At 68.9% G+C, this 7,715-nt stretch carries 6 protein-coding genes and 1 pseudogene; 2 read left to right on the forward strand and 5 right to left on the reverse strand.

Annotation, left to right across the window (positions count from 1 at the left end; translation table 11 throughout):
* The first annotated feature begins 74 nt into the window (after window positions 1-74).
* Window positions 75-1,097, forward strand: coding sequence for a glycosyltransferase family 2 protein (locus tag D183_RS0119490; protein WP_017910481.1), 1,023 nt, complete (start codon window positions 75-77; stop codon window positions 1,095-1,097).
* Complete coding sequence (locus D183_RS0119495; protein WP_026143740.1) at window positions 1,057-1,485, forward strand: CBS domain-containing protein; 429 nt, start codon at window positions 1,057-1,059, stop codon at window positions 1,483-1,485. Before D183_RS0119490 ends, D183_RS0119495 begins: the two co-directional genes overlap by 41 nt.
* A gap of 154 nt (window positions 1,486-1,639) precedes the next feature.
* On the opposite strand, the gene D183_RS0119500 is transcribed toward D183_RS0119495, so the two are convergent.
* From D183_RS0119500 to D183_RS25330, 5 genes and pseudogenes are all read right to left on the reverse strand, one after another.
* Entirely contained in the window at window positions 1,640-3,595 is a 1,956-nt protein-coding gene (locus tag D183_RS0119500; RefSeq protein WP_017910483.1) for an AsmA family protein, read from the reverse strand.
* Window positions 3,596-3,646: 51 nt separating this feature from the next.
* The gene (gene trhA, locus D183_RS0119505) at window positions 3,647-4,318 is read right to left on the reverse strand and encodes a PAQR family membrane homeostasis protein TrhA (protein ID WP_017910484.1); all 672 of its coding nucleotides are present in this window, start codon (window positions 4,316-4,318) and stop codon (window positions 3,647-3,649) included.
* Window positions 4,319-4,427: 109 nt separating this feature from the next.
* Window positions 4,428-6,032, reverse strand: coding sequence for a peptide chain release factor 3 (locus D183_RS0119510; RefSeq protein ID WP_017910485.1), 1,605 nt, complete (start codon window positions 6,030-6,032; stop codon window positions 4,428-4,430).
* 75 nt (window positions 6,033-6,107) lie between these two features.
* On the reverse strand, window positions 6,108-7,481 hold the full coding sequence (locus D183_RS0119515; RefSeq protein WP_017910486.1) for a hypothetical protein: 1,374 nt from the start codon (window positions 7,479-7,481) through the stop codon (window positions 6,108-6,110).
* Window positions 7,478-7,715, reverse strand: a pseudogene (locus D183_RS25330) (ABC transporter ATP-binding protein); the annotation flags it as partial. The pseudogene D183_RS25330 and the gene D183_RS0119515, both read right to left, overlap by 4 nt.

Genomic DNA, 7,715 nt, shown 5'->3' on the forward strand with positions numbered 1-7,715 from the left:
ATGGGAGAAGGGAGTGGTTCGTCAGGTGATGCCCACTGCTGGTGAACCCGCAGGCGGCTCCGTACCATCCGCCGATGGAATCCGAACGTCTCACCGTCGTCGTCACTGCGTTCAACGAGGCGCAGACCCTGCCGCTGTTGCACCCGCGCATCGTCGCTGCGCTCGACGCCGTGCCGGGATTGGAGGGGCGGGTGCTGTACGTCGACGACGGCAGCCGCGATGCGACCTGGGAGACGATCCAGGCGCTGGCCGCGTCCGATCCGCGGGTCGGCGCGCTGCGCCTGTCGCGCAATTTCGGCAAGGAACTGGCGCTGACCGCCGGTCTGGACTGCGTCGATCGCGGCGCGGCGATGCTGCTGGACGCCGATGGGCAGGATCCGCCGGAACTGATCGGACAATTCGTCGCGCATTGGCGCGCCGGCTACGACGATATCTACGGTACGCGCCTGGTGCGCGAAGGCGAGGGCTGGCTCAAGCGCGGCACCGCGGCGCTGTTCTACCGGGTGATCGGGCGCCTGTCGAAGACGCCGATCCCCGCCGATACCGGCGATTTTCGCCTGCTGTCGCCACGCGCGCTGGCCGCGCTGCGGCAATTGCGCGAGCGCCACCGCTTCATGAAGGGCCTGTTCGGCTGGATCGGTTTCCGCCGCCTGGCGGTGCCGTACCGGCGTGCGCCGCGGCTGGCCGGGCGCAGCAAGTTCAGTCTGTGGCGGTTGTGGAACTTCGCCCTGGACGGCATCACCGGCTTCTCCACCGCACCGTTGCGGGTGGCCACCTACCTGGGCCTGGCGACGGCGGTGGGCGCCTTCCTGTTCGCGATCTGGGTGGTAGTCAAGGCGGCGCTGTGGGGCGACCCGGTGGCCGGCTGGCCGACGATGATGGCGGTCATCCTGTTCCTGGGCGGCGTGCAACTGATCGCGCTGGGCCTGATCGGCGAATACCTGGGCCGGCTGTACGAGGAATCCAAGCAACGTCCGCTGTACCTGGTGGAGACCTGGCGTGCACCGGGCGAAGGAGTATGCTCGGCCGTGCGATCCAGCGAACCGGGAGGCAGCGATGCGGACGGTACGGCAGGTCTTGAGCGAAAAGGGCAATGAGATCCACGCGGTCGCGCCGGACACGGCGGTGATCGAGGCGCTGCGGCTGATGGCCGCAAAGGGTATCGGCGCGGTGCTGGTGCTGCAGGACGGAGAGCTGTCCGGGATCCTGTCCGAGCGCGACTACGCACGCAAGGTGGTCCTGCAGGACCGCTCCTCGGCGACCACGCCGGTGCGCGACATCATGAGCAGCAGGGTGCACACCGTGGACCCGTCGCAGAGCGTGCAGCAGTGCATGGAACTGATGACCGGGCAACGCATCCGCCACCTGCCGGTGGTGGACGCCGGCACCGTAATCGGCGTGATCTCGATCGGCGACCTGGTCAAGGCGGTGATCGAAGAGCAGCGCGAGGAGCTGGATCAGTTGCAGGAGTACATCAGGAGCTGAGGGGCTGGGAGTCGGGAAAAGAGAATGGGGAATGGGAAAGGCAGGAGCGCGGATCCCGCGTTATGCGTTTGGGCGTGATTCGCCTGGCGATGTCAGACCACGCAATGCGCTCTTGATCTGACGATTCCCCATTCCCGATTCCCCACTCCCGGCTTCACCGCCCGCACTGAATATCCTTGCCCGGCCCGGTCTCGATGGTGGCCAGCAGCGCCGCTGGCGGGGCGATGCTGCCCAGGGCGACGGCGATCGCGCCGCGCAGGCCCAGGGCCTTGAAGTCGGGGCGGAAGCTCGGGTCCTTGAAGGTGCCGCCGACGCGCAGCGGCGAGCGCAGGGCGAGGATGCTGTGGTCCTTGGGTTGCGCCTTCAGCAGCAGGTCCAGGCGTTCCTGGCCCAGGTCAATGGTGCCGCTGCCGACCAGCAGGGTGTCGGTGCTGTCGAAGGCCAGGCCGCGCGAGGTCATCACTCCGTGCTGCACGCCGAAGTCGCCGAACGCACAGCGCACCGGGATCTCGCGGTCCTTGGTCACCAGGTACTTCAGCGATTCGGCGATATCCAGCCCGGCCAGCTCCATCACCAGGTTGCTGATGCGGCCCTTGCCCATGCCGACGGCGACGCTGCCGTCGGCGCTGCCGAGCATCTGCGCGATCGAGTTGCCGCTGCCGGCCAACGCGATCTCGCCGCCGATCGCGCCCGCCGCTTCCTTGGCCAGTTTGCCGTCGGGGAACAGCTTGCCCAGCTGCACGCCGCGGATCGACACCTGCGCGCGGGTGAACAGCGTGGGCTTGCGTGCATCCATGCGGATGTCCGAGCGCAGGTCGCCGCCGGCCACGCCGAAGTTCAGCGGTTGCAGCAGCATGACGCCGTCATCGAGCTTCAGATGCGCATCCATGTCGTCCAGCGGCAGCGACGGCGCATTGATGCGCTGCGCCTTCCAGCGCACGTCGGCGTCCATCGCGCGCAGCTTGCCGAGGTCGTATGGGGTGGACGGCAGCACCTTGTCGGTGGCGGCGAGCTTGGCCGCCTGCGCCTTCTGCTCGGCGTTGGCGGTCTCGCCGGCGCCGGTGCGCGGCGGTGCGCCGACGAAGCCGGCCAGGTCGTCGAAATCCAGCCGCTGCGAACGCAGGTCGGCGCGCAGGAACGGGCGCTGGCCCGCAGTGTCGATCTGCACCGTGCCGGCCAGGTCGCTGTCGCCGGCGCGGCCGCGGAAGTCCTGGTAGCGCCAGCGATCTCCGTCGCGCTGCAGGCGTCCGTCCAACTGATAGGGCGGGGTGGAGGGGATGGCGATGCCCAGCAGCGGATACAGGTGGGCCATGTCGGTGCCGGCCAGTTGCAGTTGCAGGTCGAACACGCGCAACTGGAACGGATTGGTCAGGGTGCCGCGCATGTGCGCGCGGGTGCTGCCGGCGCTGCCACGCAGGTCGACGCGGAACGGATGGTCGCTCTCGCTCAGTTCCAGCGGCGAGGCGGTACTGCCTTTCAGGGTGAAGGGATTGCCGCGCCAGCGGCCGTCGCCGCTGACTGCGATCGGCGGGGCGGCATCGCCACGGCGGCGCTGCCCGACCTGGCTGTCGACGGCGATGTCGATCTCGGTGCGCCCGGCCGGATCCTGGAAGCGCAGATGTCCCTGTTGTACCAGCAGGGCGCCGAGCACGACCGGATGGCCGCCCTCGGACTGGCCGAGCACCCAATTGCCTGGCTGTCCGTTCGGTCCGGTTTCCAGCAGCAGATCGGGCTTGGTCAGGCGGATCTCGGGGATGCGCAGGCGGCCGCGCAGCAGCGGCCACAGCGCGATATCCAGTTCGGCGCGGTCGGCGCTGGCCATCTGCGGCTGCTTCGACCAGTCGGCATTGGCGAAGCGCAGGCGATCGCCGCGCACGGTGACGATGCGTCCCAGGTCCACGTCGAGGTTGCCGCCGATATGGAACGCGCGGCCGGTGCGCGCCTGCACCGCGCGTTCCACTGGCGCCTTGAACCAGTTCCAGTCGAAGATCAGAATGATGACGAGCAGGAGCAGCACCAGCGCGCCGAGCACGAACGGCCAGCGCCGCAGGCGGCCGTCGTTGCGCCGCCAGGGCCAGGAGCGGGATGCGGAAGCGGGGTCGCGAGCCATGCGGCCATCCTAGGCAGCCGCCGTGCACGGGGTGCGAAAGCGATCGTCGCCTCAGAGCACCTGACTGGTGACCGCCACGAAGTGGCAGACGCTGCCGGCGAGCACGAACAGATGCCAGATGGCGTGGAAGTAGCGCACGGTGTCGCGCTGGTAGAAATACGTGCCCAGGGTGTAGAACAGGCCGCCGGCCAGCAGCCATCCCAGGGTCCAGGCGTCGACGGAGCGTAGCAGCGGTTCGATCGCCACCACGATCAGCCAGCCCATCGCGATGTACAGGATGGTCGACAGCAGGCGGAAGCGACCAGTGAAGAACAGCTTGAAGATCACCCCGGCCACGGCGATGGTCCAGATCGCTGCGAACAGGCCCCAGCCCCACGGGCCGCGCAGGCCGATCAGGGTGAACGGGGTGTAGGTGCCGGCGATCAGCAGGTAGATCGCGCAGTGATCGAAGATCTGCAGGCGGGCCTTCGCGCCGGGATGTGGGATGGCGTGGTACAGCGTCGAGGCCACATACAGCAGCAGCAAGGTGACGCTGAACACGATGGCGGTGGCGAGCTGCCAGCCGTCGCCGTAGATGGCGGCCAGGGTGATCAGCACCGAGCCGCCGGCCAGCGCGGCGATGGCGCCGAGGCCGTGGGTCAGGGCGCTGGCCAGTTCGTCGCGCCAGTCCGTGGAAGGCTGCGCGTCGGCGTTCGGGTAGGCGGGCGACCGGTCTGCATCCATGGGCCCGCACGGTACCGCAATTGCGAGCGGTTCGCATCCGCTGCGGCGCAACACGGCGCCGCCGGTTGGGCGTGCGCTCAGCCGGCGCACGCCCGCGGTCACATGGCGGTCATTCCACCGCCACGCTGTGCGCATGTTCGCGCGTGGCGGCGAAGCGCACGTCCGGCGCGCGTTCCTGCGCCAGTTGCAGGTTGACCCGGGTCGGCGCCAGGTAGACCAGTTCGCCGGCGGCGTCGATGCCCAGGTTCATCGCGTTCTTCTCGCGGAACTCTTCCAGCTTCTTGGGGTTGTCGCAGTGCACCCAGCGCGCGGTGACCACGCCCACCGGTTCGAAGCTGGCGTCCACGCCGTACTCGTCCTTGAGCCGGTAGGCGACCACGTCGAACTGCAGCGTGCCGACCGCACCGAGGATCAGGTCGTTGCTCATCAATGGGCGGAAGAACTGGGTGGCGCCTTCCTCGGACAGCTGCGCCAGGCCCTTCTGCAATTGCTTGAGCTTGAGCGGGTCGCGCAGGCGCGCGCGGCGGAACAGTTCCGGGGCGAAGTTGGGAATGCCGGTGAACGACAGCGACTCGCCTTCGGTGAAGGTGTCGCCGATGGAGATGGTGCCGTGGTTGTGGATGCCGATGACGTCGCCGGGGTAGGCCTCGGCGGCGATCTCGCGGTCGCTGGCCATGAAGGTCAGCGCGTTGGCCAGCTTGACCTCCTTGCCGGTGCGCACGTGCAGGGTCTTCATGCCGGCAGCGAAGCGGCCCGAACAGATGCGCATGAACGCGACGCGGTCGCGATGCTGCGGATCCATGTTGGCCTGGATCTTGAACACGAAGCCGGTCAGCTTGTCCTCGCCTGCCTGCACCTGGCGGCCGGTGGTGGCGCGCGGCTGCGGCGGCGGCGCGTGCTCGGCGAAGAAGTCCAGCAGCGGCTGCACGCCGAAGTTGTTGACGCCCGAACCGAAGAACACCGGGGTCTGCTTGCCGGCGCGGTAGGCGTCCAGGTCGAAGGCGTGGCTGGCGCCCTGCACCAGTTCCAGTTCCTCGCGTAGTTCGGCCAGCATCTGTTCGCCGATCTTCTCGGCCAGGCCGGGCGCGTCCAGCGACGGGAAGATGGTCGAATCCTGGCGGGTGAAGTTGCGGCCGGGTTCGTACAGGTGCACTTCGCCGGTCACCAAGTGCACCACGCCCTTCAGGCGCTGGCCCATGCCGATCGGCCAGGTCACCGGGGCGCACTCGATGCCGAGCACGGTCTCGACCTCGTCGAGCAGGTCGATCGGATCCTTGCCCTCGCGGTCGAGCTTGTTGATGAAGGTCATGATCGGCGTGTCGCGCAGCCGGCACACCTCCATCAGCTTGATGGTGCGCTCTTCCACGCCCTTGGCCACGTCGATCACCATCAGCGCCGAGTCCACCGCGGTGAGCACGCGGTAGGTGTCCTCGCCGAAGTCGGCGTGGCCGGGGGTGTCGAGCAGGTTGATGATCTTGCCTTCGTACGGGAACTGCATCACCGACGAGGTCACCGAGATGCCACGCTCCTTTTCCAGCGCCATCCAGTCCGAGGTGGCATGGCGCGCGGCCTTGCGGCCCTTCACCGAGCCGGCCATCTGGATCGCCCCGCCGAACAGCAGCAGCTTTTCGGTCAGCGTGGTCTTGCCGGCGTCGGGATGGGAAATGATGGCGAAGGTGCGGCGGCGCGCAGCTTCGGTGGCGACTTCGGACATGGGCGGCACGCCCGGAAGGGCGTCATCGGCAACGGAGGAAGCCCGCGATTATAGCGGGCTTCCCGCTACGGCCGTTCAGTTGAGCAGCCAGGGGTGCGGGCGCTTGCTGGATTGGCGTGCCACCAGGTTGTAGACGATGACCATGCCGAGCAGCAGCAGGCTCCAGGCTGGTGCCAGGCAGTGCGGTGCCACCGCGCCGGGCAGGCCGACCTGGCCGATGCTGATGGCGCCCAGCAGCGTCAGTGCGCAGTGCGCCACGACCAGCGCCAACACGCTGCGCGGCCAGCGCAGGCAGGCCAACAGGACGGTGCTGGCAAGCAGGGTCCCGGTCAGGGTGATCGACACCGTCAGCGGGTAGTAGGCGGTCGGGGCGTGTCTGAGCAGCCCGAGCAGCCAGGACAGGCCCAGCCACGGCAGCATCGCCGCGATCGCGCATTTCAGCACCACCTGGTTGAACAGCGTGCCGATCTGCCCGGGTGCGCCCATGCCGGGCAGCAGGGCGCTTTCCATCAGGCCGAGGTTGCCGTGCTTGCGCCACAGCCACAGTCGTTGCAGGAACTTCGCGCTGGACAGGTTGGCCATGACGTTGGCCAGGATCAGCGGCAGCGTCGGCGATTGCGTGCCCACCAGCAGCAGCGTCCACAGCAACACCAGCGACGGCATGACGAGGACGGCCAGCGCGGTGCCGGCCGCGCTGCCGGGAGCGAAACCTGGACCGAGTGCGAAGCGCATGGCGCGTTCCGGTGCGCCGTGCAGGCCCGAGGGAACGCTGGGGCGCGCGATGCCCTGCATCCACCCACGGCGCCCGGTTTGCGATGCGACCACCTGCCTGATCGCGCCATCGCCGGGCAGGCGCGGCTGCAGGTTCATCCACAGCGGACGCAGCCAGGGCGCGAGCGCGACGGGCCGCGGCGTGCTGGCGCGGCGGTACGCCCACGTCGCGCCCGCGACGCACGCTGCAGCGATGGCCAGCATGGTGCTGCGCGGGTACGCGTCCAATGGCACGCCGACCCAGTAGTGCAGCATGAAGCCGAGGGGGGGCAGACACAGCAGTGCGGTACTGGACCACGCTGGCGCTGTCGCCAGCAGCAGCCCGCCGGACGCGCACAGCAGCAGCGTCGGTGCCGTCAGGCTGGGATCGCTGCCGCGCGGCGTGTAAAGCAGGACTGGCAACAGCACGGTGCCGGTCACCGCCAGTGCGAACAGGCGCGCGAAGCGACTGCGCAGCCCTGGAAGGCGCAGGCGATGCGCCTGCTCGAGCAGGCTCAGCAAGCGTGCGCCGAGTCGTGCCCAGAGCAGCAGCACGATGGGACAGGTCAGCACCAGCGGCGATGGCGGATTGTCGACCCACGTCAGGGCCAATGCCGCGGCGATCATCCAGGGGTAGACCCATCGGGTCCTGCCCGATGCCGCGTACAGCAGGCGCAGATCGGCGAGCAGGCGCTTCATCCCGCCACCTCGATGAACAGGTCCTCCAGGCCGAGCCGGTCGATGCGCAGACCGGGCACGCCGAGCAGGGCGGAAGGCGGTTCGCTGGCGTGCAGCAGTACGGCGGTGCCGCCGTCGGCGCTGCGGCGCCGTGCGAGTTCGTCGCGCAGCACGGCGTCGCCGAGCAGCGCGGCGGCGGCGGCCGGCAGCGTGAGTCGCAACACGCTGTCCTTGAGCTCGTCCAGCGGCTGGGCG

Source organism: Xanthomonas sp. SHU 199, assembly GCF_000364665.1.
Classification (GTDB): Bacteria; Pseudomonadota; Gammaproteobacteria; order Xanthomonadales; family Xanthomonadaceae; genus Xanthomonas_A; species Xanthomonas_A sontii.